Annotated in this window: 24 protein-coding genes; 13 read left to right on the top strand and 11 right to left on the bottom strand. The window is 68.6% G+C overall.

Going from position 1 to position 24,361, the window contains the following annotated elements; genetic code table 11:
* Nucleotides 1-46: 46 nt before the first annotated feature.
* On the top strand, nucleotides 47-949 hold the full coding sequence (gene rarD, locus F3S47_RS08730; RefSeq protein WP_150444853.1) for an EamA family transporter RarD: 903 nt from the start codon (nucleotides 47-49) through the stop codon (nucleotides 947-949).
* Here rarD and F3S47_RS08725 read toward each other — a convergent pair.
* Nucleotides 886-1,443 carry an LOG family protein gene (locus F3S47_RS08725; protein ID WP_150444852.1) on the bottom strand — a complete coding sequence of 186 codons (558 nt, stop codon included), beginning with the start codon at nucleotides 1,441-1,443 and terminating at the stop codon, nucleotides 886-888. The two genes, rarD and F3S47_RS08725, sit on opposite strands and share 64 nt — an antisense overlap.
* A gap of 145 nt (nucleotides 1,444-1,588) precedes the next feature.
* Between F3S47_RS08725 and F3S47_RS19550 the strand changes: the two genes are divergently transcribed.
* From F3S47_RS19550 to F3S47_RS08690, 7 genes are all read left to right on the top strand, one after another.
* Complete coding sequence (locus F3S47_RS19550; RefSeq protein WP_223877765.1) at nucleotides 1,589-3,574, top strand: LysM peptidoglycan-binding domain-containing protein; 1,986 nt, start codon at nucleotides 1,589-1,591, stop codon at nucleotides 3,572-3,574.
* A 316-nt stretch (nucleotides 3,575-3,890) separates the two neighbouring features.
* Nucleotides 3,891-5,714 carry an ABCB family ABC transporter ATP-binding protein/permease gene (locus tag F3S47_RS08715; protein WP_150444851.1) on the top strand — a complete coding sequence of 608 codons (1,824 nt, stop codon included), beginning with the start codon at nucleotides 3,891-3,893 and terminating at the stop codon, nucleotides 5,712-5,714.
* Nucleotides 5,711-6,040 (top strand): hypothetical protein, encoded by a 330-nt coding sequence (locus F3S47_RS08710; protein ID WP_150444850.1) that lies wholly within the window; start codon nucleotides 5,711-5,713, stop codon nucleotides 6,038-6,040. Before F3S47_RS08715 ends, F3S47_RS08710 begins: the two co-directional genes overlap by 4 nt.
* A gap of 40 nt (nucleotides 6,041-6,080) precedes the next feature.
* Nucleotides 6,081-6,809, top strand: coding sequence for a metallophosphoesterase (locus F3S47_RS08705; RefSeq protein ID WP_150444849.1), 729 nt, complete (start codon nucleotides 6,081-6,083; stop codon nucleotides 6,807-6,809).
* A 16-nt stretch (nucleotides 6,810-6,825) separates the two neighbouring features.
* The gene (locus F3S47_RS08700) at nucleotides 6,826-7,722 is read left to right on the top strand and encodes a fatty acid desaturase (protein WP_150444848.1); all 897 of its coding nucleotides are present in this window, start codon (nucleotides 6,826-6,828) and stop codon (nucleotides 7,720-7,722) included.
* 113 nt (nucleotides 7,723-7,835) lie between these two features.
* Complete coding sequence (locus tag F3S47_RS08695; RefSeq protein WP_396279878.1) at nucleotides 7,836-9,260, top strand: NAD-dependent succinate-semialdehyde dehydrogenase; 1,425 nt, start codon at nucleotides 7,836-7,838, stop codon at nucleotides 9,258-9,260.
* Nucleotides 9,261-9,412: 152 nt separating this feature from the next.
* Nucleotides 9,413-10,084 carry an HAD family hydrolase gene (locus F3S47_RS08690; protein ID WP_150444846.1) on the top strand — a complete coding sequence of 224 codons (672 nt, stop codon included), beginning with the start codon at nucleotides 9,413-9,415 and terminating at the stop codon, nucleotides 10,082-10,084.
* Here the strand turns inward: F3S47_RS08690 and F3S47_RS08685 are convergent.
* Nucleotides 10,081-10,683 carry a sulfotransferase family 2 domain-containing protein gene (locus F3S47_RS08685; protein WP_150444845.1) on the bottom strand — a complete coding sequence of 201 codons (603 nt, stop codon included), beginning with the start codon at nucleotides 10,681-10,683 and terminating at the stop codon, nucleotides 10,081-10,083. The two genes, F3S47_RS08690 and F3S47_RS08685, sit on opposite strands and share 4 nt — an antisense overlap.
* Nucleotides 10,684-10,868: 185 nt before the next feature.
* Between F3S47_RS08685 and recA the strand changes: the two genes are divergently transcribed.
* From recA to F3S47_RS08665, 4 genes are all read left to right on the top strand, one after another.
* A complete protein-coding gene (recA, locus tag F3S47_RS08680) occupies nucleotides 10,869-11,948 on the top strand; it encodes a recombinase RecA (RefSeq protein WP_150444844.1) in 1,080 nt (359 codons plus the stop codon).
* Nucleotides 11,949-12,463: 515 nt separating this feature from the next.
* Nucleotides 12,464-15,118, top strand: coding sequence for an alanine--tRNA ligase (alaS, locus tag F3S47_RS08675; RefSeq protein WP_150444843.1), 2,655 nt, complete (start codon nucleotides 12,464-12,466; stop codon nucleotides 15,116-15,118).
* Nucleotides 15,118-15,408: a DUF1330 domain-containing protein gene (locus tag F3S47_RS08670; RefSeq protein WP_150444842.1), complete on the top strand. Its 291-nt coding sequence runs from the start codon at nucleotides 15,118-15,120 to the stop codon at nucleotides 15,406-15,408. The genes alaS and F3S47_RS08670 overlap by 1 nt, the downstream gene beginning before the upstream one ends.
* The gene (locus F3S47_RS08665) at nucleotides 15,405-15,881 is read left to right on the top strand and encodes an MOSC domain-containing protein (protein WP_150444841.1); all 477 of its coding nucleotides are present in this window, start codon (nucleotides 15,405-15,407) and stop codon (nucleotides 15,879-15,881) included. The genes F3S47_RS08670 and F3S47_RS08665 overlap by 4 nt, the downstream gene beginning before the upstream one ends.
* Nucleotides 15,882-15,999: 118 nt before the next feature.
* Here F3S47_RS08665 and typA read toward each other — a convergent pair whose 3' ends face one another.
* The 9 genes from typA to F3S47_RS08620 all read right to left on the bottom strand — a co-directional run bounded on the left by typA (nucleotide 16,000) and on the right by F3S47_RS08620 (nucleotide 23,702).
* Complete coding sequence (gene typA, locus F3S47_RS08660; protein ID WP_150444840.1) at nucleotides 16,000-17,820, bottom strand: translational GTPase TypA; 1,821 nt, start codon at nucleotides 17,818-17,820, stop codon at nucleotides 16,000-16,002.
* A gap of 98 nt (nucleotides 17,821-17,918) precedes the next feature.
* Nucleotides 17,919-18,248 (bottom strand): DMT family transporter, encoded by a 330-nt coding sequence (locus F3S47_RS08655; RefSeq protein ID WP_150444839.1) that lies wholly within the window; start codon nucleotides 18,246-18,248, stop codon nucleotides 17,919-17,921.
* Nucleotides 18,249-18,279: 31 nt separating this feature from the next.
* Nucleotides 18,280-18,903: a YitT family protein gene (locus tag F3S47_RS08650; RefSeq protein WP_150444838.1), complete on the bottom strand. Its 624-nt coding sequence runs from the start codon at nucleotides 18,901-18,903 to the stop codon at nucleotides 18,280-18,282.
* Between the two features lie 15 nt (nucleotides 18,904-18,918).
* Entirely contained in the window at nucleotides 18,919-19,545 is a 627-nt protein-coding gene (locus tag F3S47_RS08645; protein ID WP_150444837.1) for a YitT family protein, read from the bottom strand.
* 236 nt (nucleotides 19,546-19,781) lie between these two features.
* Complete coding sequence (locus tag F3S47_RS08640; protein ID WP_150444836.1) at nucleotides 19,782-21,005, bottom strand: NADP-dependent isocitrate dehydrogenase; 1,224 nt, start codon at nucleotides 21,003-21,005, stop codon at nucleotides 19,782-19,784.
* Nucleotides 21,006-21,103: 98 nt separating this feature from the next.
* On the bottom strand, nucleotides 21,104-22,261 hold the full coding sequence (locus F3S47_RS08635; RefSeq protein WP_150444835.1) for an HD domain-containing protein: 1,158 nt from the start codon (nucleotides 22,259-22,261) through the stop codon (nucleotides 21,104-21,106).
* Nucleotides 22,262-22,294: 33 nt separating this feature from the next.
* On the bottom strand, nucleotides 22,295-22,735 hold the full coding sequence (locus tag F3S47_RS08630; protein ID WP_150444834.1) for a hypothetical protein: 441 nt from the start codon (nucleotides 22,733-22,735) through the stop codon (nucleotides 22,295-22,297).
* A 5-nt stretch (nucleotides 22,736-22,740) separates the two neighbouring features.
* The gene (locus F3S47_RS08625) at nucleotides 22,741-22,965 is read right to left on the bottom strand and encodes a hypothetical protein (RefSeq protein WP_150444833.1); all 225 of its coding nucleotides are present in this window, start codon (nucleotides 22,963-22,965) and stop codon (nucleotides 22,741-22,743) included.
* 83 nt (nucleotides 22,966-23,048) lie between these two features.
* Nucleotides 23,049-23,702, bottom strand: a complete 654-nt coding sequence (locus F3S47_RS08620) for an alpha/beta hydrolase (protein WP_150444832.1) — start codon at nucleotides 23,700-23,702, stop codon at nucleotides 23,049-23,051.
* Nucleotides 23,703-23,871: 169 nt separating this feature from the next.
* Between F3S47_RS08620 and F3S47_RS08615 the strand changes: the two genes are divergently transcribed.
* Nucleotides 23,872-24,336, top strand: coding sequence for a Fe-S cluster assembly transcriptional regulator IscR (locus F3S47_RS08615; RefSeq protein ID WP_150444831.1), 465 nt, complete (start codon nucleotides 23,872-23,874; stop codon nucleotides 24,334-24,336).
* Nucleotides 24,337-24,361 lie beyond the last annotated feature (25 nt).

The raw sequence follows: 24,361 nt of genomic DNA, 5'->3' as shown, positions 1-24,361 counted from the left end.
GCCTGGCGGGCCTTGCGCCGGCCGCGCGGCCGTGTCTCAAGGCGGCATGACCGAAGCCAAGCGCGGCATCGCGGCGATGATCGCCGCCTGCACCATCTGGGGCCTGTCCCCGCTCTTCTACAAGCAGCTCGACCACATCCCCCCGGGCGAGGTGCTGGCCTATCGCACTCTCTGGTCTTTCGTCTTTTTCGCCGGCGTCCTCGCCTTGCAGGGCCGCCTCCGCGTGCTGGGTGAGGCCCTCTCGACGCCACGGCGAGCGCTCCTGATCTTCGCCTCGGGCTTCGCCATCGGCTGCAACTGGTTCGGCTTCATCTTCGCCGTTCACTCCGACCGGGCCCTCGAAGCCTCGCTCGGCTACTACATCTTCCCGCTGACCGCCGTGCTCTTCGGCCGGCTCATCTTCGGCGAGCGCCTGAGCGGCGCACAATGGGCCGCGGTCGCCCTGGCCGCGGCGGCGGTTGCGACGCTGACGGCGGGACTTGGCGTGCCGCCCTGGATCTCGCTGGCGCTGGCCGGGACGTTCGCCGTCTACGGTATCCTCAAGAAGCAGCTCCCCGCCGGGCCCGTGGTTTCGGTGACGGCGGAGGTCCTGCTGCTGTCCCCCATCGGGATCGCCTGGATCGTCTGGGCCGGCACCTCGCCGGATGCGGTGACCCACCTCTGGCTCGCCGCCTCCGGGCCGCTGACCGCGACGCCGCTGATCCTGTTCAGCTACGCCGCCAAGCGGGCGCGGCTCTCGACCGTGGGTCTCGTGCAGTACCTCAACCCGACGCTACAGTTCGCCTGCGCCACGCTGGTCTTCCTGGAGCCGGTGACCCGCTGGCACGCCATCGCCTTTCCGGGCGTCTGGCTGGCGCTGGCGGTCTACTCCGCCTCGGCGCTCGCTCAGGACAGGTCGGCGCGCAGGGCCGCCTCCAGGGCCTCCACTCCGGGCACGAGCGTCACGTAATCGCGAAGCTCCTGGCCCGCGAAACCCTCCGAGATGACGTGGTCCAGAAGGTCGAGGACCGGCTGCCAGTAGCCCTCGATGTCCACGAGGTAGATCGACTTGCCGTGCAGCCCGAGCTGGCGCCAGGTGAGCACCTCGAAGAGTTCGTCGAGCGAGCCGGCGCCGCCCGGCAGCAGGGCAATGGCGTCGGCGTTCATGAACATGACCTTCTTGCGTTCGTGCATGGTCTCGGTGACCACGAAACGGTCGAGGCCCCGGCGGCCGATCTCGCGGGCCAAAAGGTGAGCGGGGATCACGCCGAAGGTGCGCCCGCCGCCGTCGGCCGCCGCGCGGGCGACCTCGCCCATGAGGCCCACGTCCCCGGCGCCGTAGACCAGCTGCCAGCCGTTCCGGGCCAGCATCTCGCCGGTGGCGCGGGCGGCCTCGGCGTAGGCGGGGCGTCCGCCCATCCGTGAGCCGCAATAGATGCAGACCGATTGCGAGAGGTCGGGCATCGGCGTGCTCCTTCTGCGTCAGTCGATGTGTCTTTTGACCGTCCATATCGGTCCTGCTATTGTCGCTCAACTCCCGCGCGGCTACTCCGCTCCGGAGTAAACGGGGATAAGGCTGCCGCTGCCAATGGCCACGTCTGTGGGGACATTGCTCCGCGTCGCATTCGGCGGCGCTGTCGTTTTCGGCGCGATCCTGATCGCGTACGATCGCGGACTCCTGACCGACGACGCTCCGGACCCGGCCGACGCCCCTGAGACCGGCTCGTCGCAGATAGCGGCGGTGCCGTCGGACGACATCCAAGCCTCCGAGGGGACTGCCGAGGACGTGGCGGAGATCCAGCCGGAGAGCGGGTCCGAGCCGGATGTCGCGGAGGCCGCCGGTGGCTCCGAGACCCCGCAGGAGCCAGAGGTAGCGACGGCCCCCGAGGTGCCGGCCACGACCGGGCCGTCCCCTGAAACGGAGACCACTGCGGAGAGCGAACCCCGCGAGATGGCGGCGGCGGCCGAACCGCCTGCGACCGGGGCCGGGAACGAGACGGACCCCGTCGCCCGCCGCGCCCCGCGTTTCGACGTGGTCCGGATCGAGCCGGACGGGACAGGCATCGTCGCCGGGATCGCCGAACCCTCCGAACCCGTCGCGGTCATTCTCGACGGCGGTGAAACGGTCCGGACCGAGGCCGATGCTTCCGGCCGTTTCGTGGCCTTCGTCGATATCCCTGCCTCCTCGCAGCCGCGGAGCCTTTCGCTCGTGGCCGATCCCGAGGGCCGGAACAGCCGCTCGGAGGAGACGGTCATCGTCTCGCCCTTTGGCGATGTCGCCGAAATGGCCGACGCGCCAGAGACCGAACCGGGCCGCGAGATGGCGGCGCTCGCACCCGATGCGGAGCAGGAAACCTCCGTTCCGACTTCGAGCGCAGCGCAGGACCCGACCGCCTCAGCTGCGCCCTCGAGTGGTGCAACCGCGACAGACGATACAGCCGCCGCCGCGGGATCGTCGGCCCCGTCCTCCGCCATGACGGCCGAGATTGGCGCGGCGTCCTCCGAACAGGCATCGGTCACCGCGGGGCTCGCCGGTGCCGAAACCGGGACGGGGGAAACCTCCGGACCGACTTCATCGTCAGCAGGAACCGCAAATGCCTCGGCCCCGTCGACCGAAGCCGATGCTCCTGAGGTCGCGGAAGGACCCGATCCGGGCGCCGCGCCCGAGGTTCCCTCCGATCCGCGTCCGCCGGAGACGGCCGAAGCGTCTGACCTGGACCCTTTCGAAGGGACCGACAGCGCCCCCGACACCGGATCGTCCGCCCCGGCGCTCGCCTCGGGCCCGGATGCGGGAGATGCACCCGGCCTGCCGGAGAGTGGTGACGAGCCGACTGCCGGCGAGGCGACCGAGCTGGCCTCCGCGGAGGCGGCCGAGCCGGCGCCCGGGCCCGCGGACCCGGCCCCCGCTCCCGACGTGACGGCGCGCGCCGGCGAGATCGGAAGCCCCGGCAGCGTGGCGGAGGCGCCCGAGATGCCGGGCGGAGCCGCGGGGCCGGCGACCGGCTCCGACAGTCCCCGGGCACCCTCGGTGCTCATGGCCGACAGCGAGGGGGTGAGGGTGCTGCAGTCGGGCGCGCCCGACGCGCCGCCCGAGGTCGCGACCAACGTCTCGCTCGATAGCATCGCCTACGATCCGGAGGGCGAGGTGGTCCTCTCCGGCCGGGGCGGAGATCGCGACGAGGACGGCGGATACGTCCGGATCTACATCGACAACCGCCCCGTCACGACCTCCCGGATCACCGAGGATGGCCGCTGGCGCTCGGACCTGCCCGAGATCGACACCGGGGTCTACACGCTCCGCGTGGACGAGGTCAGCGCCGGGGGCGAGGTGGTCAGCCGGATCGAGACGCCCTTCCTTCGCGAGGCGCCGGAGACCCTGGCGCAGGTCATGGCCGACGAGACCTCCCGGGCCGATTTCTCGGTCGCCGTCCGGACTGTCCAGCCCGGCAACACGCTCTGGGCCATCGCCGAGGAGCGCTACGGCTCGGGCTTCTCCTATGTCCGCGTCTTCGAGGCGAACCGGGACCTGATCCGCGACCCCGACCTCATCTATCCCGGCCAGGTCTTCCGGCTGCCGGAGGGCGAGGACGGCTGACCGTCCAAATTTGGACGGTGCGGTAAGTCGTGGGAAAATAAGGTCAATTCGAGATTAATCTTGGGCTGGTTGCGCCGCGCTGGCGCGCGTCGCGGGGGCGCGGGAGGTTGGGCGGCATGCTCCTGCGCTGACGGTCCGGATGCGTCGGGCCGGGTATGAGGTATTTGGAGCTAGATGAAGGGGAGGGGGGGACGGAGCCGGAGCCCTGTTGGCTGATCGGGATCCGCCGGGTCCGGGGCGGTACCGGTCGGACGGCGACTAGGCGCGCCGCGCGGAAGGCGTTCCAATCGGCTGCGGCGGGGATTATGTCGGAGCCATGCGCCGCCTGCCCAAGACCGCCCGCAATCTCGATGCCAGTCACCGCGTGAGCGGGCTGCGGGTGATCCGCAAGGTCGCGCCCTACCTCTGGCCGCCGGGGGAGACCTGGGTGAAGCGGCGGGTGGTCCTGGCCCTCTCGGTGCTGGTCCTCGCCAAGCTCATCGCGGTCGGCACGCCTCTTCTCTACAAGGGCGCGGTGGACTCCCTCGCGGGGGAGGGCAGCGTCTGGTACCTCGCCGCGGGGGCGGTCGGGCTGACGGTGGCCTACGGCGGCGCGCGCCTTCTCAACGTGGGCTTCCAGCAGCTGCGCGACGTGATCTTCGCCCGCGTCGGCCAGCGCGCCCTGCGCCAGCTGGCGCTCGAGACCTTCGCCCATATCCATCGCATGAGCCTGCGCTATCACCTCACGCGCAAGACCGGCGGTCTCTCCCGGGTCATCGAGCGCGGCGTGAAGGGCGTGGAGTTCCTGCTGCGCTTCCTGCTCTTTTCCATCGGTCCGCTCCTGCTGGAGCTGCTGATGATCGCGGTGGTGCTCTTCTTCCTTTTCGACATCTGGTACCTGGTGACGGTCGCGGGGGTCATCGCGCTCTACATCCTCTTCACCTTCAAGGTGACCGAGTGGCGCGTGCGGATCCGCAAGCGGATGAACGACCAGGACACCGACGCCAACCAGAAGGCCATCGACAGCCTGCTCAACTTCGAGACGGTGAAGTATTTCGGCGCCGAACAACGCGAGACCGACCGCTACGACGGCGCCCTGCGGCAATACGTGGAGGCGGCGCTCACCACTTCCTACTCGCTGGCTTTCCTGAACTTCGGGCAGTCGCTGATCATCACCGCCGGGCTGGTGATCGTCATGGTCATGGCCGCCGTGGGAGTGAGCTCCGGCGCGATGACGGTGGGCGATTTCGTCATGGTCAACGCCTACATGATCCAGATCACCATGCCGCTGAATTTCCTCGGCACCGTCTACCGCGAGATCCGGCAGGCGCTGATCGACATGGGCGACATGTTCGACCTGCTCGAGCAGCCGCCCGAGGTGCAGGACAAACCGGGCGCGCGTCCGCTGCGGGTCACGGAAGGACACCTGCGGCTGGAGGGCGTGGAGTTCGGCTACGAGCCGGAGCGGCCGATCCTCAAGGGCATCGACATCGACGTGCCGGGCGGGCAGACCGTGGCCCTGGTGGGCTCCACCGGGTCTGGCAAGTCGACCATCGGGCGGCTGCTCTTCCGCTTCTACGACGTGACCGGCGGTCGGCTGACCATCGACGGACAGGACCTGCGCGACGTCACGCAGGAGAGCCTGCATGCGCAGGTCGGCGTGGTCCCCCAGGACACCGTGCTCTTCAACGACACGATCTACTACAACATCGCCTACGGCCGGGATGACGCGAGCCGCGCCGAGGTCGAGGCGGCGGCCAAGGCGGCGCGGGTGCACGATTTCATCGAGAGCCTGCCACGCGGCTACGACACGCAGGTCGGCGAGCGGGGGCTGAAGCTCTCGGGCGGCGAGAAGCAGCGCGTGGGTATCGCCCGGACGCTGCTCAAGGATCCGCCGATTCTGCTGCTCGACGAGGCGACGAGCGCGCTCGACACCGAGACCGAGCGCGAGATCCAGGCCGAGCTCCGGGCAATGGCGCGCGGGCGGACGGTCATCACGATCGCGCACCGGCTGTCGACGGTGGCCGATGCCGACCGGATCGTCGTCCTGGAGGACGGGCAGGTAGTCGAGGAAGGGACCCACGAGGCGCTGCTCGCGCGCGGCGGACGCTATGCGCAGCTCTGGACCCGCCAGGCCTCGGAGACCGGGGAGGCGGCGTGAGATATCCCGAGACGCCGGATGGCCGCTATTTCGTGGCTCGTGCGAGGCTCTGGCGGAAGAGCGACCCGGGGCTCCCGGAGGAAGAGCGGCAGGCGGCGGTTCGCGAGCTCATGTCGGCCCGGCGCGCGGTCGGCGCGGCTGAGGGCGAGGCGGAGACCCGCGCGGCGCGCGAGCGCGTGGACGCCGCCAAGCGCCGGCTGGGAGAGCGCGGGCCGGTCTGGTGGTCGGACGGCGCGCCGGACGAGGGCGGTCGGCATCCGCGAAACAGCTCCTACGCCGCGTGGTGGGCGGATCTCGACGCGGACGAGCGGGAGACGGCGGAATGACCGGCGATTATCCTGCGGCAGTCCGCGGCGCGGCGGTCCGATGAGGCTCTTGAACCGCCTGCTGGGGCGCGAAGCGCCCGTGTTTCCGCCCCCGGAGCCCGAGGGCCGGTTGCAGGTCGTGGGCGACATCCACGGGCGGACGGACCTTCTCGATAGTCTCCTGGCCAGGCTGGACCTCGAAGCGCCGCTGGTTTTCGTGGGCGACTACGTCGACCGGGGGCCGGACTCCGCCGGCGTCCTGCGGCGGCTGCGAGAGCTCGACCGGCGCGGGACGGTGACCTGCCTGACGGGCAATCACGAGGACATGATGCTCGCGGCTCTGGACGATCCGGAGGCGGCCCGGCTCTGGTTGCGCAATGGCGGGCTGGAGACGCTGGCGAGCTTCGGGCTGGGAGCAGGCGTCCTCGGTGGCGGCACGGAGGGTCGGACGAAGATGGCGCGGGAGCTGCGCGAGGCGCTGGGGGAGACGGAGGCCTGGCTTCGGGAGAGGCCACTCTGGCATCGGAGCGGCAATGTCGTCGTGGCGCACGCGGGGCTGGACCCCAAGACATCGCCGGAGGCACAGGTCGACAGTGATCTGCTCTGGGGGCATCCCGATTTCGGGCGGCGGCACAGGGTGGACGGGCTCTGGGTCGTGCACGGGCATGTGATCGTGGACGGGGCCCATTCCGTCCCCGGGCGCGTGGCGGTCGACACCGGGGCCTATGCCACGGACCGGCTGACCGCGGCGGTGATCGAACGCGGCGAGGTGCACTTCGTCTCGACCTGAGGAAGGGGTGGAAGACATGGATCACAAGGATTTCGTGGCCGCTCTCCCGGCCGAGACCCGGACCGAGCTGACCCGGACCTCGGACGCGGCGGGCCTTTGGCATCTCGCCGGGCACTGGGGCGCCATCGGGCTTGTCACCGCCGGGATCCTCCTGCCCGTCCCGCTTTGGTGGGCCCTGGTCCCGGTGCAGGGGGTCTTGCTGGTCTTCCTCTTCACGCTGCTGCACGAGACGAGCCACAGGACACCGTTCCGGTCCGAGGCGCTGAACCTCTGGGTGGGACGGATCTGCGGGGCGGTGCTCTTCCTGCCAGCGACATGGTTCCGGTACTTCCACTTCGCGCATCACCGCTACACGCAGATCCCCGGGAAGGATCCCGAGCTGGCCGAACCCAAGCCGGAGACGCCGTGGGAGTACCTCCGGCACCTCTCCGGTCTGCCTGTCTGGGCCGGGCAGTCGCGGACGCTGTGGCGGACGGCGACGGGCGGCGATCCCGGGGACTTCGTGCCGAAGGCCCGGGTCGCGGAGGTGAGGCGCGAGGCGCGGTGGATGCTCGGGCTATACGGCGTCCTGTTCCTGGGGAGCGTTGTGGCGGGAAGTGCGGTGCTGATCTGGGGCTGGCTCTTCCCGCTCATGCTCGGTCAGCCGGTGCTGCGGCTCTACCTGCTGGCGGAGCACGGGCGATGCGCTTTCGTGGCGAACATGCTGGAGAACTCGCGGACCACATTCACCAACCGGGCCGTGCGGTTCCTGGCCTGGAACATGCCCTACCACGCGGAGCATCACGCCTATCCGTCAGTGCCCTTCCACCGTCTGCCGGACCTGCACAGGCTCGCGCGACCGCACCTCGCGGAGACCGAAGCGGGCTACGCCGGCTTTCACCGGCGCTATGCCAAGGGTCTGCGGCGGGCCTGAGCGGGCGGGGGCTCGGAATCCGGCGCGGGGCCGGGTAGGGTCCGCTCAACCCGACATACCGATTTCTTCCGGAGGTGCCCATGACGACGCCGACCCTCGACGATCCCAAGCTCATGCGCGGAGAGGCCCATGTGAACGGCCAATGGGTCTCCGCCCAGAGCGGCGAGACCCTCGACGTGACCGATCCCTCCGACGGCAGTCCCGTCGGCCCCGTCGCCAGCCTCTCTGCCGAGGAGAGCGAGGCGGCCATCGGCCACGCCCGCACGGCCTTCAAGGGATGGTCGCATCGTCTGCCGCAGGAGCGCTCGGACTGCCTGCGCCGCTGGTACGAGCTGATGATCCAGCACAAGGAGGATCTCGCCCGCCTCATGGTGGCCGAGCAGGGCAAGCCGCTGTCGGAGGCCCGGGGCGAGATCGACTATGCCGCGAGCTTCGTCGAGTACTACGCCGAGGAGGCCAAGCGCCCCAACGTGGAAGGGGTGACGAGCCACCTTCCCGATGCCGAGGTCGAGCTCTGGCTCGAGCCCATGGGGGTCGTGGCGCTCATCACGCCCTGGAACTTCCCCTCCGCCATGCTTACCCGCAAGGCCGCGGCGGCGCTTGCGGCGGGCTGCACCGTTCTCGCGCACCCGTCGTCCGAGACGCCTTTCTCCGCGACCGCGCTGGCCGAGCTCGCGGACCGCGCGGGGATCCCGGCGGGCGTCTTCAACGTCATCACCGGCAAGGCCTCGACCGTCGTGCCGCCCTGGACCGCCTCGCGCCACGTCCGCGCGCTGTCCTTCACCGGCTCCACCGAGGTCGGTCGGATGCTCTACCGCGACAGTGCTCCGACGGTGAAGAAACTGATCATGGAGCTGGGCGGCCACGCGCCCGTCATCGTCATGCCCGACGCCGATCTCGACGAGGCGGTGGACGAGACGATCAAGGCCAAGTTCGCGACCTCCGGACAGGACTGCCTGGGCGCCAACCGCATCTACGTCGCCCGCTCCATCTATCCCGAGTTCAGCCGCCGCTTCACCGAGGCGGTGCAGAAGCTGAAAGTGGGCTTCGGGATGCAGGACCCGGATATCGGTCCGCTGATGAACGAGAAGGCCGTGAAGAAGCAGGAAGAGCATGTCGCTGACGCGCTCGAGAAGGGTGCGACTCTGGCCTGCGGCGGCGCGCGCCACGAGCTGGGCCCGCTCTTCTACCAGCCGACCGTGCTGACCGACGTCCCCGACGAGGCGGCGATCATGCAGGAAGAGACCTTCGGCCCCGTCGCCGCGCTCACCCCCTTCGACAGCGAGGAGGAGGTGATCGAACGCGCCAACGACACCGAGTACGGACTCGTGGCCTATGTCCACTGCCTCGACCCGCGGGCGATCTATCGGCTGAGCCGGGCGCTGGAATACGGCATGGTCGCAGTGAACCGCACCAAGGTCACCGGTGCGCCGATCCCCTTCGGCGGCACCAAGCAGTCCGGCCTCGGACGCGAGGGCGCGCGACTCGGGATGCAGGAGTTCATGGAGCTCAAGTACGTCTGCCGCGACTGGGCCTGACCGAATCAGCGATTCGGGTGAGTCGGGGGCCTTGTTTTGGCCCCCGTCTCTGCTCCGAAAGACCAAATCGGGGCCACGGACCTGACCATTTAGGCCTGTTGAAGAGAAAAACGGGGACGCCGTAGAGAAGGCAAACCCCGAACGGGCTGTTAATGCGTACTGAGCTTGTCATTTTCGATTGCGATGGTGTCCTCGTAGATAGCGAGGGTCTGGGCGCGGCCGTCCTCACCGAGGAACTGGCCAAGCTGGGAATCCAGGTCACGCCACAGTGGGTACGCGAGGTCAGTTTCGGCCGCAGCATTCCCGGTGTCATCGGCGCCGTGGAGGCCTCGACCGGCAAGCCTCTGCCGCCGGAGTTCGAGGATCTCTACCGGGCCCGTCTGCTTGAGCGCTACGAAACCGAGCTGAAGGTCACTCCCGGACTCATGGGAGTGCTGTCGCGGCTGAACGTGCCGGCCTGCGTGACCAGCACCGCCAGCCCGGCCCGGGTCGCCCGGACCCTGATGCTCACCGGTCTCCAGCCCTTCTTCCGGGGCAAGGTCTTCACCACCAGCGAGGTCAAGCGCGGCAAGCCCGCGCCGGATCTCTTCCTGCACGCGGCGCGCCGGATGGGCGCGAGGCCCAACCGGACCCTCGTCGTCGAGGACAGCGGTCCCGGCATGGCGGCGGGGCTCGCCGCGGGGATGCGGGTGGCGCTCTACGCGGGTGGCTCGCACATGCAGGGCGAGGATGTCTCGGCCTGGCGCGAGTTCCCCGTATTTGACAGCTGGGCCGACTTTCCGCGCGAGCTGGTCGCTGCCGGACGGTCGAACACGGTCCACTAGCCGCGCGTCGCGCCCATTTCCCAGACGCGGAACTCCTCCGGACACTTCCGTCGCAGGCGCTCCTCGACCCCGGGAGCGAGCTCGAGCTCCATGGCGGGGGAGACGTTCAGGCGCTTGGTCTCCGGACGCACTCCGAGGCGCGCCTCGAGGAAGTCCATCAGCGGCTCCGGCTCCTCGTAGCGGAAGAGGTGATCGACGCCGAGGGCGCCGTCCTTGCCGAGCAGGAACTTCGCCTGGCTGCCCACCGCGGCATGGGCGGGCCGGGTGTCGCGGCAGTAGTCCGAGACGAAGGTGTCGAAGTCCATGCCGCGCGTGGAGTTGCGATGCCCCTCCAGGGCCGGGCGGTGCCGGTACTTGTACCAGCTCTTGAGCCAGTCGACCGGATGGCGGACCACGGCCATCGTCTCCATGCTCTGCCGGCCGGCCTTTTCGAAGAAGGGCTCCAGCCAGCGGCGATAGCGGTAGACCGCCGAATGCTTCAGCTCGGGCGGGTCGCGGATGACCATGGAGGCATGCGGCGCGAGCGCGCCTTCGAGAGCCGTGGTGCCGGTCTTGGGAACGGCCAGGAAGACGAGCTTTTCCTTCCAGAAAACAAGCATCTGCACCTCTCCGTTTACCCCGCCAGCTCGGTCAATCTCTCCTTAACACTGTTCGGTCAAAAGGGGAGCCGACGAAGATTCATCTTGAAATGTTCGCGGTTTGGTCTCATTACGTCGGGGAGAACAAGAGGCGAACGACGCAGTCATTGCCGCGCCCCGGCGCGCATGAAATAAGGAGCCGAACCATGGCAACGGCAGATCTTCTCGCGATGAAAGACGACAAGAAACAGGCCGACAAGCAGAAGGCGCTGGACAGCGCCCTGGCCCAGATCGAACGGCAGTTCGGCAAGGGCTCGATTATGAAGCTCGGCGGCGACAACAAGCTCAACGACATCGAGGCGACCTCGACCGGGTCGCTCGGTCTCGACATCGCGCTCGGGATCGGCGGGCTCCCCAAGGGCCGGATCGTGGAGATCTATGGCCCCGAATCCTCGGGCAAGACCACGCTGACGCTGCATTGCGTCGCCGAGGAGCAGAAGAAGGGCGGCGTCTGCGCGTTCGTCGACGCGGAGCACGCGCTCGATCCGCAGTACGCCCGCAAGCTCGGCGTGAACCTCGACGAGCTGCTGATCTCGCAGCCAGACACCGGCGAACAGGCGCTGGAGATCACCGATACGCTCGTGCGCTCGGGCGCGGTCTCCATGGTCGTCGTCGATTCGGTCGCGGCGCTGACGCCGAAGAGCGAGCTCGAAGGCGACATGGGGGATTCCTCCGTCGGCGTGCACGCACGCCTCATGTCCCAGGCGATGCGCAAGCTCACCGGCTCGATCTCCCGGTCGAACTGCATGGTGGTCTTCATCAACCAGATCCGGATGAAGATCGGCGTCATGTTCGGCTCGCCGGAGACGACCACGGGCGGCAACGCGCTCAAGTTCTACAGCTCCGTCCGTCTCGACATCCGCCGCATCGGCGCGATCAAGGACCGCGACGAGGTCGTGGGCAACCAGACCCGCGTGAAGGTGGTGAAGAACAAGGTCGCGCCGCCGTTCAAGCAGGTCGAATTCGACATCATGTACGGTGAGGGGATCTCCAAGACCGGCGAGCTTCTCGACCTCGGCGTGAAGGCGGGTGTCGTGGAGAAGTCCGGCTCCTGGTTCTCCTACGGCGACGAGCGGATCGGCCAGGGCCGTGAGAACGCGAAGTCCTTCCTGAAGGAGAATCGCGAGGTGGCCCTGCAGATCGAGGACAAGATCCGCGCCGCCCACGGGCTCGACTTCCACATGAGCGAAGGCGGCGACGACGGGGACGACCTCGTCGAGATGTAGGTCCAGGTAGTGGTGCGGCCTGCGGCCGCGCTGCATGAGCCCGGCATCGCCTCCGGCGACGCCGGGCGGTTTCGGGGCTCTGCCCCGTCCGCGGCGGTGCCGCGGACTCCCCGGGATATTTCAGCCCAGAAGAGGGTGAGGGGCTCACGGAGCCGGTCGAGTTCGCAGGGGCGTGTCGCGTGGGGAGAGGTCTCTGGCGCAGGGACGGTAAGGATCCTCAGCCCTCCGGTTGTTCATATGATGCCTCGCCCCCGCGGGATGCCGGGGGTGGCCTGTACCGTGTGGATGCTGACCGGTTCAGGCGTTCAGTCCACCGGCTAGCGGTCGATCAGTGCTTTCCAGGTCGGCTTCCGGTCTCTTTCAGTCCGATCGCGTGCGACTTCGGCCCGAGTTCGAAGAGCCGGCCCGGCGAATGGACGGCCTCTCCGTGGGAGCGCTCGCGCGGCGCGCTGTGGACAGGCGCGGGGCCGGGGGCTAAACGCGGTCCGACCCACCTTCCGAACTGCAGGGCCCCGATGACCAGCCTCGCCGATATCCGCTCGACCTTCCTCGACTACTTCGCCCGGCAGGGACACGAGGTGGTCGACAGCTCGCCCCTCGTGCCGCGCAACGACCCGACGCTGATGTTCACGAACTCGGGCATGGTCCAGTTCAAGAACCTCTTCACCGGCGTCGAGCACCGCGACTACACCCGCGCGACCACCAGCCAGAAGTGCGTTCGCGCCGGGGGCAAGCACAACGACCTCGACAACGTGGGCTATACCGCGCGGCACCTGACCTTCTTCGAGATGCTGGGCAACTTCTCCTTCGGCGACTACTTCAAGGAGGCCGCCATCCCGTTTGCCTGGGAGATGGTGACGAAGGAGCTCGACATCCCCGCCGAGCGGCTGCTGGTGACCATCTTCCACACCGACGAGGAAGCCGCGGAGATCTGGCGCAAGGTCGGCGTGCCGGACGACCGGATCATCCGGATCGCCACCGACGACAACTTCTGGCAGATGGGCAATACGGGTCCCTGCGGCCCCTGCACCGAGATCTTCTTCGATCACGGCGAACACATCTGGGGTGGTCCTCCCGGCAGCCCGGAAGAGGATGGCGACCGGTTCATCGAGATCTGGAACCTCGTCTTCATGCAGTTCGAGCAGTTCGAGGACGGCACGCGGCGCGAGCTCGATGCCCAGTCGATCGATACCGGCATGGGTCTGGAGCGGATCAGCTCGCTGCTGCAGGGGACCAACAACGTCTTCGAGACCGACCTGATGAAGGCGCTGGTGGAGGCCTCGGCCCACGGCACCTCCACCGGCACGGACGAGGCGCACATCGTCCACCACCGGGTCATCGCCGACCACCTGCGTTCCACCGCGTTCCTCGTGGCCGAGGGAGTTCTGCCCTCGAACGAGGGGCGCGGCTACGTGCTGCGCCGGATCATGCGGCGCGCCATGCGCCACGCGCATCTGCTCGGCGCGAAGGACCCGCTGATGCACCGGCTGGTCCCGGCGCTCGTGGGTCAGATGGGCGGTCACTATCCCGAGCTGCGCGAGCGGCAGGGGGTGATCGAGGAAACCTTCGAGGCCGAGGAGGTGCGCTTCCGCCAGACGCTCGACCGCGGGCTCAAGTTGTTGGACGAGGAGGTGCGCGACCTGCCCGAGGGCAAGCCGCTGCCGGGCGAGACCGCCTTCAAGCTCTATGACACCTTCGGCTTCCCGCTCGATCTCACCCAGGACGCCCTGCGCGACCGTGGGATTGGAGTGGACCTGCCGGGCTTCGACGCCTCGATGGAGGAGCAGAAGCGCAAGGCCCGCGCCGCCTGGGCGGGGACCGGGGAACAGGCCGACCAGGCCGTCTGGTTCGACATCGTCGACGAGACCGGCCCGACGGAGTTCCTGGGCTACGATACGGAGACCGCCGAGGGGCAGGTGCAGGCCGTGGTCAGCGGCTCGGACCGGAGCGAGAGCGCCAGGGCCGGTGACACGGTGCAGATCGTGCTGAACCAGACGCCCTTCTACGCCGAGGCCGGCGGCCAGGTCGGCGACACGGGCACGCTGGTCACCGAGACGGGCGTGGCGCGGGTCACCGACTGCCGCAAGGTCGCCGGGCTCCACATCCACTTCGCCGAGGTCACCGAGGGCGAGATCGCCTCGGGCCAGGGCGCGCGGCTCGAGGTGGATCACGAGCGCCGCGGGCACATCCGGGCGAACCACTCCGCCACGCACCTGCTGCACGAGGCCCTGCGCCAGCACCTGGGCGAGCATGTCGCGCAGCGGGGCTCTCTCAACGCGCCGGACAGGCTGCGTTTCGACTTCTCGCACCAGAAAGCGCTGAGCGCCGAAGAGATCGCCGCGGTCGAGCGCGAGGTGAACGCGATGATCCGGCAGAACACCCCGGTGACCACCCGGATCATGACGCCCGACGACGCGCGCGCCATCGGGGCGCAGGCGCTCTTCGGCGAGAAATACGGCGACGAGGTGCGGGTCATTTCCATGGGCCGCGCGCCCACGGGCAAGGGGCCGGACGGCGAGACCTACTCGATCGAGCTCTGCGGCGGCACGCATGTCAGCAGGACGGGGGACATCGGTCTCTTCGCGCTCACCTCCGAGGCGGCCTCCTCCGCGGGCGTCCGCCGGATCGAGGCGCTGACGGGCGAAGCCGCCATGGCCGAGCTGCGCCGACGGGACGTCACTCTGGGCGAGGTCGAAGCTCTGGTGAAGGCCTACGGGCCCGATCTGGCCTCGCGGGTGAAGGCGCTTCTGGACGAGCGTCGCAGCCTGCAGAACGAGATCGCCCAGCTGCGGCGTCAGGCGGCCATGGGCGGCGGCGGCACACCGAGTCCCGAGGCGCGCGAGGTGGCGGGAATGAAGTTCGCCGCCCAGGTTCTCTCGGGCGTCACGGGCAAGGATTTGCCCTCGATCATCGATGGGCTGAAGGAGGGTCTCGGTTCGGGCGCCGTTCTGCTCATCGCCGAAGCCGAGGGCAAGACGGCGGTCGCCGCGGGCGTGACCGATGACCTGACCGGGCGCGTCTCGGCGGTCGACCTCGTCCGCGCGGCGGTCACCGAGCTCGGCGGCAAGGGCGGCGGTGGGCGACCCGACCTCGCCCAGGGCGGGGCCAAGGATGCCACGAATGCCGAAGCCGCGATCGCCGCCGCTTCGAAGGTACTGGAGGACAGCTGATGCCGACCGCTCTCTGGATCGCCCATGTGAAGGTCACCGACGAGGAGGCCTATGGCCAGTATGCCGCCCGCGCGACCGACGCCATCGCCGCGCACGGCGGTGTCTTCCTCGCCCGGGGCGGGACGCACGAACAGCTGGAAGGTCCGAACCGGCCGCGCAATGTCGTCGCGCGGTTTCCGAGCCTGAATGCGGCGCATGACTGCTACCACTCCGACGCCTACCAGGAGGCCCTCAGCTACGCCAAGGGCGCGGCGGAGCGGGAGCTCTGCATCGTCGAAGAGATCGAGTGAGCGATCTCGCCCGGCTCCGCGAGACATTCGCCGGGGCGGGGCGGCTGGACTGGATTGGCCTGCGGCCCGAGCGGAAGGCGGGGCTGGAGGCTGTCCGGTCGGGTCGTGTCGGTCCGGCGGGGCTCGAGGGCGACCACGCCCGGTCCGGCAAGCGGGCGGTCACGCTGATCCAGGCGGAGCATCTGCCGGTCATTGCGGCGCTGGCGGGGCTGGAGGCGGTTGAGCCGGAGACCCTGCGCCGGAACCTTGTCATTTCGGGCATCAACCTGACCGCACTGCGCGAGCACGGGCTGCGCATCGGCGAGGTGGTCCTGCGGATCACCGCGCCCTGCGCGCCCTGTTCGCGGATGGAAGTGGCGCTGGGGAGGGGCGGCTACAACGCCATGCGTGGGCATGGCGGCTGGTGCGCAGAGGTCGTTGCTCCCGGTGAGATCGTCGTGGGGGATGTGGTCACCGCGGACCTCCATCCGTGACCTTCGGGGTGATCAAAGCGGGTCTCGCCGCTATGCCGGCGGCCCGAGCGCCGGCTCTGGACGCCGGTCGCGGCGGCGATGCTCCTTTCGGGGCTCGCCGCCGGGTTCGCTTGATGGATCAGCTCGCGGCCTTGGCCTGCCGCTTGCGCTCGTGCGGGTCGAGGAAGCGCTTGCGCAGCCGGATAGCGTTAGGCGTGACCTCGACGAGCTCGTCGTCGTCGATGTAGGCGATGGCCTCTTCGAGAGAGAGCTGCACCGGAGGCGTCAGGCGCACGGCATCGTCGGTCCCGGAGGCCCGCACGTTGGTCAGCTTCTTGCCCTTGAGCGGGTTCACCTCGAGATCGTTGTCGCGGGCATGTTCGCCGATGATCATGCCCTCGTAGACCTGCTCCTGCGCGCCGATGAACATCTTGCCGCGCTCCTCGAGGTTCCACAGGGCATAGGCCACGGAAACGCCATTCTCCATGGAGACCAGCACGCCCTGGCGGCGGCCGGAGATCGGGCCCTTGTGGGGCGTCCAGCCGTGGAACATGCGGTTCAGCACGCCAGAGCCGCGCGTGTCGGTCAGGAACTCGCCGTGATAGCCGATGAGCCCGCGCGACGGGACATGGGCGACGATGCGGGTCTTGCCGGCGCCGCCGGGCTTCATCTCCACGAGGTCACCCTTGCGGGGACCGGTGAGCTTCTCGATGACCGCGCCGGAATACTCGTCGTCGACGTCGATGGTGACTTCCTCGACGGGCTCCAGCCGCTGGCCGTTCTCCTCGCGAAAGATCACGCGGGGGCGGGAGATCGCGAGCTCGAAGCCCTCGCGGCGCATGTTCTCGATGAGCACGCCCATCTGCAGTTCGCCGCGGCCCGAGACGTCGAAGGCCTCACCGCCTGGAGTATCGGCGACCTCGATGGCGACGTTCGATTCGGCTTCCTTCATCAGCCGCTCGCGGATCACGCGGGACTGCACCTTCTTGCCGTCACGGCCCGCCAGCGGGCTGTCGTTGATGCCGAAGGTGACCGAGATCGTCGGCGGGTCGATGGGCTGCGAGGGGATCGGCAGGTCAACCGCCGTATCGCAGAGCGTGTCTGCGACGGTGGCCTTGGACATGCCCGCCAGGCTCACGATGTCGCCCGCCACCGCCTCGTCGATGGGCTGCTGCGCGAGACCCCGGAAGGCGAGGATCTTGGAGACGCGGAACTGCTCCACCCGCTCGCCGGTGCGCGAGAGCGCCTTGATCGTGGCTCCGTGGGGCAGGGTGCCGCTCTCGACCCGGCCGGTGAGGATGCGGCCCAGGAAGGGATCGGCGCTGAGCGTCGTGGCCAGCATCCGGAAGGGCTGGTCCGCCTGCGCCGCCTGCTTGGGCGAGGGGACGTGCTCGACCACCAGGTCGAAGAGCGCCGAGAGATCCTTACGCGGCCCGTCGAGCTCAGTGTCGGCCCAGCCGGAGCGGCCGGAGGCATAGAGATGTGGGAAGTCGAGCTGGTCGTCGTCGGCCTCCAGCGCGGCGAAGAGATCGAAAACCTCGTCGAGCGCGCGGTCGGGCTCGGCGTCCGGCTTGTCGACCTTATTCAGCACGACGATGGGCCGCAGGCCGAGGGCCAGCGCCTTGGACGTCACGAACTTGGTCTGCGGCATCGGGCCTTCGGCCGCGTCCACGAGCAGCACCACGCCGTCGACCATCGACAGGATCCGCTCGACCTCGCCGCCGAAGTCGGCGTGGCCCGGAGTGTCGACGATGTTGATGCGCGTGCCGTTCCATTCGACCGAGGTCGCCTTGGCGAGGATGGTGATGCCCCGCTCGCGTTCGAGGTCGTTGCTGTCCATCGCCCGTTCCGAAACCTGCTGGTTCTCGCGGAAGGCGCCGGACTGCTTGAGGAGTTCGTCGACCAGCGTCGTCTTGCCGTGGTCGACATGCGCGATGATCGCGATGTTGCGAAGTTCCATGGAGATGTCCTTGGGGAAGAGTTGCGCGCCCCATACTATGCTGCGACTGCGAAGGCTAGGGGGTGCGGCGCCCTGCGCTCCGCTCGCGCCGCTGCGTCCTAGTGGCGCGCGGACCCGGAGAAGAGGTGGATCACGAGGATCCCCGCCATGATGAGCGCGATCCCCGCGACCGCCGCAGCATCCAGCCTCTGGCCGAAGATCACGAAGCCGATGGCGGCGATGAAGACGATGCCGAGCCCCGACCAGATCGCGTAGACGATGCCCACCGGCATGGTCTTCAGCGCCAGCGCCATCAGGTAGAAGGACGCGCCGTATGCCACCGCCACGATGACCGAGGGCCAGAGCCGCGTGAACTGCTGGCTCGCCTGCAGGGCAGTGGTGCCGATGGTCTCGGTCAGGATCGCGAAGACGAGGTAGACGTATGCCATGACGTCCGCCTAGCCCTCCGTGCCGGAAGGCTCAAGTCGCCACGTAGCGGTCTCGGCGGTGGTTGACCGCGATGACCAGGTTGATGACCACCGCGCCGACCAGGGACTGCACGACCATGAGCGGCGGGATCACAGCGAAGGCCGCCGCAAAGAGGCAGAGGTCGAAACCGAGCTGCACCCAGCCCGCGCGCCAGCCGAAGCGGTCCTGGACGTAGAGCGCGAGGATGCCGACGCCGCCCAGCGAGCCGCCGTGACGAAAGAGGATGAGCAGGCCCGTTCCGGTCATCAGGCCGAAGACAACGGCGCCGAGCCAGGGGTCGAGGCGCTCGAAGACCACCAGCCGGGCCATGATCTCGGAAAAGACCGATAGCGCTGCCACGCAACCGAAGGTCTTCAGCGTGAAGGTCAGGCCCATCCGCCGCAGGGCGAGCACGTAGAAGGGCAGATTCACCAGGAAGAAAAGCACGCCGAACGACAGGCCCGTCACGTAGGAGAGGATCACCGCGAGGCCCGCCGTCTGACCGGTCACCAGCCCCATGGCGGTGAGCATCTGCAGCCCGAAGGCGCAGAGCATGGTGCCCGCGAAGAAGCCCTGTGCGTCCTCCAGGGCGGTATGCTGGGCCGCGGGCGCGGTGTCTTGGGTCTCGGTCGTCATGGCGTACTCTGAGGCTCACTCGGCGATGTAACGGTCTCGGCGGTGGTTGAAGGCGATCACGCCGTTCAGGATCACCGCGCCGAAGAGCGAATAGAGCACCACGCCCGTGGGGAACAGGAAGAACGCCACGGCAAATAGGGCGACGTCGACCGCCAGCTGGACGTAGCCCGCGCGGATGCCGAGATGATCCTGCGCCAGCAGCGCGACGACGCCCAGACCGCCGAGCGAGGCCTTGTGGCGGAAGACGCCGAGGAGGCCGAAGCCGGTGAGCACGCCGAAGATCACGGTGCCGAGCACCGGGTTCAGCGTCTCGAAGGTCAGCCCCAGCGGCATGAGGTCGACGAGGACCGAGAGGATCGCCACGCAGGCGAGGGACTTCAGCGTGAACTCCGGCCCCAGCCGTTTCCAGGCGAGCGCGTAGAACGGCAGGTTCACCAGGAAGAAGACCACCCCGAAAGACCAGCCGGAGAGGTAGGAGATGATGAGCGCGAGCCCCGCCGTCTGCCCGGTCAGGAACCCGAGGTGCGTGAGGAAAGTGAGGCCGACGGCGGCGGAGAGCAGGCCGATGGCGAGCCCCTGGACGTCTTCGGCGACCGTGTGGGACTGCCGGAATTCGTCCGGGATCTGGATATAGGATGGCATGACCGAGACTTGTGCCGCCCGGTCGCCCGGGTCAACGCGCGACGCGGCTGCAGCCGGCGCTTCTCGGTGCCATTGCCCGGATAAGAGGCGCTCAGCCTTCGCGGTTAAGGGTCAGCTCCTACCACGTAGAGGCCGTCGTCGCTCGTGATCGTTCGAAATAGGTCACGCGCGTCACCCCTGCAGACGAAAACGGGGCCCCGAAGGGCCCCGCCGATCTCGCGCGCTGGTCGAAGGCCTCAGCCGAGCGCCTTGTTCAGCGCCTTGTCGAGGTTCTCGTCGACCTTTTCGAGGAAGCCCATGGTGGTGAGCCACTTCTGGTCGGGGCCGACCAGCAGGGCGAGGTCCTTGGTCATGTAGCCGGACTCGACCGTATCGACGATCACCTTCTCCAGCGTCTCCGCGAAGATGCGCAGCTCCTCGTTGCTGTCGAGCTGGGCGCGGTGCTTGAGCCCGCCGGTCCAGGCGTAGATCGAGGCGATGGAATTGGTCGAGGTCTGCTCGCCCTTCTGGTGCTGGCGGTAGTGGCGGGTGACTGTGCCGTGCGCCGCCTCGGCCTCGACGATCTTGCCGTCGGGCGTCATCAGTTGCGAGGTCATCAGACCCAGCGAGCCGAAGCCCTGGGCCACGGTGTCGGACTGCACGTCGCCGTCGTAGTTCTTGCAGGCCCAGACGTAGCCGCCCGACCACTTGAGCGAGGCCGCGACCATGTCGTCGATCAGGCGGTGCTCGTACCAGATCTTGTTCTTCTTGAACTCTTCCTCGAACTCCTGCTCGTAGACCTCCTGGAAGAGGTCCTTGAAGCGGCCGTCATAGGCCTTGAGGATCGTGTTCTTGGTCGAGAGGTAGACCGGCCAGCCCATCATCAGGCCGTAGTTCATCGAGGCGCGGGCGAAGTCGCGGATCGACTCGTCGAGGTTGTACATCGCCATGGTCACGCCGGGACCCGGCGCCTGGAAGACCTCGTGCTCGATGACCTCGCCGTCCTCGCCCTCGAACTTGATGGTGACGGTGCCCTTGCCGGGAAAGCGGAAGTCCGTGGCGCGGTACTGGTCACCGAAGGCGTGGCGGCCGACGACGATGGGCTTGGTCCAGCCCGGCACCAGGCGCGGCACGTTGCGGCAGATGATCGGCTGGCGGAAGATGACGCCGCCGAGGATGTTGCGGATGGTGCCGTTGGGCGAGCGGTACATGCGCTTCAGCCCGAACTCCTCGACCCGCGCCTCGTCGGGTGTGATCGTGGCGCATTTCACGCCGACGCCGACCTCGCGGATCTTGTGGGCCGCGTCGACCGTGATCTGGTCGTCGGTCTCGTCCCGGGCCTCGATGCCGAGGTCGTAGTAGAGCAGGTCGATGTCCAGGTAGGGCAGGATCAGCTTCTTCTTGATGAAGTCCCAGATGATCCGGGTCATCTCGTCGCCGTCGAGCTCGACGACGGGGTTCTCTACCTTGATCTTGCTCATATCGGGTCCTCGCGTGGCGTGAATCGGGAATTGGGGGCCGTGTAGCTCATTCGGGGGCGGCACGGAAGGTCTGCATACCTTCGTATACGAAATCGGGCTCAGGCGGGCGTGGCGGGTCCGAACCAGTCGTCGATCCGCGGCGTGAGACCGGCCCAGAGGGCGGGCGCACCGCGGCGGACGGGCGTGCCCACCCGCCGCTCCAGCGCGTCGCGGTCGACCTTGTAGCTGGTCCAGGTGCCGCCCCCCGTTTCGAGGTTGGCGAGCACCGGTTGCACGCGGTCGACCGCCTTGGCGAAGACGGCGTCGGCCGTCTCCGCCGCCTCGAACTCCTCCCAGAGCGCCCGCAGGGCGGCACCCTCGCCGGGGGGCAGAAGGCCGAAGATCCGGTCGGCGGCGGCCTGTTCCTTGGCGGCCTGGGCGGCCGCATCGTGCCCGCCGTGCAGAGGGGTGTCTCCCGCGTCGATCTCGACGAGATCGTGCAGCACCAGCATCCGGGCCGCCCGCGCCGGGTCGGGCGCGCCGGTTCCGTGCTCCGCCAAGAGCAGCGCGAAGAGGGCGAGGTGCCAGGAGTGCTCGGCCGAGTTCTCCGGCCGGCTGCCGTCGAAGATGGTGGTGGCCCGCAGCACGGATTTCAGCCGATCCGCCTCGGCCAGGAACCGAAGCCGCGCGGCGAACACGGGCTCGGGCAGGGCGCCGGTACGGTCGAGGAGCGCCATCGCGTGGCGGTGCAGCTCCGGCCAGTCGTCGGCCAGCACCGCGGCGCGGCCCGTGGTCAGGATCGCCCGCGTGGCGTCCCGGTCGCCCGCCGACTGCGTGGGATTCGAGAGTTCCTGCAAGACCGGCTGGGCGGTATCGAGCCGCCGGGCCGCCCGGGCCTCTGGGGTGGAGGCCGTCTCGAACTCTTCCCAGAGCTCGCGGAAACGCCGTGCCTGGTCCTCGGGCAGGAGCGGGAAGAGGCGGTCGGCGGCCTCGGACTCCCGCGCTGAAACCTCCAGCGGGTCGTGCTCGAGATGCGCCGGATGGTCGCCCGCGTAGATCTCCACCAGGTCGTGCACGAGGCACAGCGCGACGGTCCGGTCGGGGTCCGTCCCCGGGGCGAGGTCGGCGAAGACCATGGCCCAGAGCGCGAGGTGCCAGGAATGCTCGGCAGTATTCTCGTGCCGCGAGCCGTCCATCAGCACGTTGGCGCGGGTGACGCCCTTGAGCCTGTCGGCGGCTGTGAGAAAACGGATCTGGTCGGCGAGGCGATCGGTCATGGGCCCGGCTATACCGGCGCGCGCGACGATCTTCTAGACGGTCGGGCTGTCCTGTCCGCCTTGCGGGAACTCCGCCGCCATGCGCCGCGTATCGGGAATGCCGATGCCGGGGGCCAGCAGCCCGGTGAAGAAATCGGGCTGCGGGAAGCCGTCCCAGGGGTAGAGCCCGTGACAGGCGTTGAGGAAGGCCTCGATCACGCCGGGATCCTGCGGCGTGGAATGGGCGGCGAGCGGCGGAAGGCGCGGAATGCGCTCATAGCCGATGACCGGCCAGTGCCCTTCGCGGACCGGACGTTCTGAGCAGAGCAGGAGGGCGATGATCTCCTCGGCCCGGACGGGCCGTGGCTCGGTCGCTCGTGCAAGCGTGAGCGCCAGGTTCATCGTGCCGCGCTCCAGTCCGGCGACCTGTACCAGCGCGCGGCTCCCGTCGAGGAGCGGCACCAGTAGCAGATCGGCCTCCTGCGGCGCGGCCATGAACGTCAGCCTCCCTTGCCGGCCCCGGCGAGCTTTTCTTCGAGGAAACTGCGCGCCCGGCGTTCGGCGATGCGTACGCGCATTGCCGTGCGGAAGGCCTCTTCGGTGGTGGGCGACGTCGCGCCGATGGTCCGGGCCACTTCTTCGAAGAGACGGTCGTCCCCGAGCCGGTCCATCGCGTCGATCGTGTCCTTCGCCAGCCGGTCGGCCAGGTCCTCGGTGATGCTCATGTCGCCCTTTCGGCATTTCCTGTCGTCAGGGCGAGTGTTCCCGAGCCCGGGCCGGCGTTCAAGTCCTGTCCGGGCCGCCGGGCCTAGCGCGTCGTCTCGGTGAGGCGGCGGCGGACGTATCCGCCCACGGTGTCGATCATCGTCTCCATGTGCGGGTCCTCGAAGAAGTGGCCCGCGCCGGGGATGGTCTCGTGGGTGATGGTGATGCCCTTCTGGTCCTTCAGCTTGCCCACCAGGTTCGTCGTGTCCTGCGGCGGCGCGACACGGTCTGCGCCCCCGTTGATGATCAGGCCCGACGAGGGGCAGGGCGCGAGGAAGGAGAAGTCGTACATGTTCGCCGGCGGGCTCACGGAGATGAAGCCGGTGATCTCGGGCCGCCGCATCAGCAGCTGCATCCCGATCCACGCCCCGAAGGAGAAGCCCGCGACCCAGCAGTGCTTGGCGTTGGCGTTCATGGACTGGAGGTAGTCGAGCGCCGAAGCCGCATCGGAGAGCTCGCCCACGCCCTGGTCGTACTCGCCCTGGCTGCGGCCCACGCCGCGGAAATTGAACCGCAGCACCGTGAAGCCGATGTTATAGAAGGCGTAGTGGAGGTTGTAGACCACCCGGTTGTTCATCGTGCCCCCGAACTGGGGGTGGGGATGCAGGATGATCGCGATCGGAGCATCGCGGTCCTTCTGCGGGTGGTAGCGGCCTTCGAGCCGGCCCTCGGGGCCGGGGAAGATAACCTCGGGCATGTTCCGCCTTTCATGAGGGCCGGGCAATCTTGACGATTTCGCCCGTACACCTTAGAAGAATTCTAAACTATTCCAGCCCCGGATCCGGGGCCGGAGAGCAAGTAGCGATGCCAACCGTCTGCGTCAATGCCGGGACGGTCGAAGGCGCGCATGACGAAGGGGTGGAGCGATGAAACTCAGCACCAAGGGGCGCTACGCCATGGTCGCGCTTGCCGATCTCGCGCTCCAGCCCGAGGGCGATCTGGTTTCGCTCAGTGCGATCTCGCGCCGCCAGGCGGTGTCGCTGGCCTACCTGGAGCAGCTCTTCGTGAAGCTTCGCCGCGCCGGGCTGGTCGAGAGCGTGCGCGGCCCCGGCGGCGGCTACCGCCTCGCGCGGCCCTCCTCCGAGATCCGCGTCTCGGACATCCTGGGCGCAGTCGACGAGACGGTCTCGGCCATGCACAAGGGCGCCGGCGCGTCCGGCGGGGCCTCGGGCTCCCAGGCGCAGTCTCTCACGAACCGCCTGTGGGAGGGCCTCTCGGCCCATGTCTACGTTTTCCTCCACCAGACCCGGCTGTCGGACGTCGTGGCGAACGATCTCGCACCCTGTCCGGCGGTCCCGAACCTCTTCGAGGTGGTCGATGAGGCGTCCTGAGCTTTTCTCCGGCGTCTTCCTGACG

The sequence above is a fragment of the Histidinibacterium aquaticum genome, from assembly GCF_008710275.1.
In the GTDB taxonomy this organism is placed as follows: domain Bacteria; phylum Pseudomonadota; class Alphaproteobacteria; order Rhodobacterales; family Rhodobacteraceae; genus Oceanicola; species Oceanicola aquaticus.
This window is presented reverse-complemented; position numbering and strand designations above follow the sequence as displayed.